Source organism: Streptomyces sp. NRRL S-350 (assembly GCF_000719705.1).
Lineage (GTDB): Bacteria > Actinomycetota > Actinomycetes > Streptomycetales > Streptomycetaceae > Kitasatospora.
In genome coordinates this window covers 1-275 of record NZ_JOHO01000225.1, presented here as the reverse complement: position 1 = coordinate 275, position 275 = coordinate 1, and the positions used below count along the sequence as shown (strand labels likewise).

The following is a 275-nucleotide window of genomic DNA, read 5'->3' as shown; positions in this document are numbered from 1 at the left end:
CGTAGGCGTTGACGGAGCCGCCGGAGTTGGTGAGGAGGTAGTCCGCGCGGCCGTCGCCGGTGATGTCCGCGAGGACCACGGCGTTCTGGTTGGTGGTGACGCCGGTGGCTGTCTGGCCGTAGTTGGTCCAGCCTCCGTGGCCGTCTCCGCCGTTGTTGACGTAGGTGTTGACGGAGCCGTTGGGGTTGATGACGCTGTAGTCGGCCCTGCCGTCGCCGTTGATGTCGGCCAGGCGGATCCGGCTCAGGTCGCCGGTCAGCCCGCTGGCGATCTGC

The 275-nt window shown here is 68.4% G+C and carries 1 protein-coding gene; it reads right to left on the bottom strand.

Annotation, left to right across the window (positions count from 1 at the left end):
• Positions 1–275: FG-GAP repeat domain-containing protein (locus IF30_RS0140655; RefSeq protein WP_030248394.1), on the bottom strand; the 275-nt coding region annotated here is incomplete at both ends.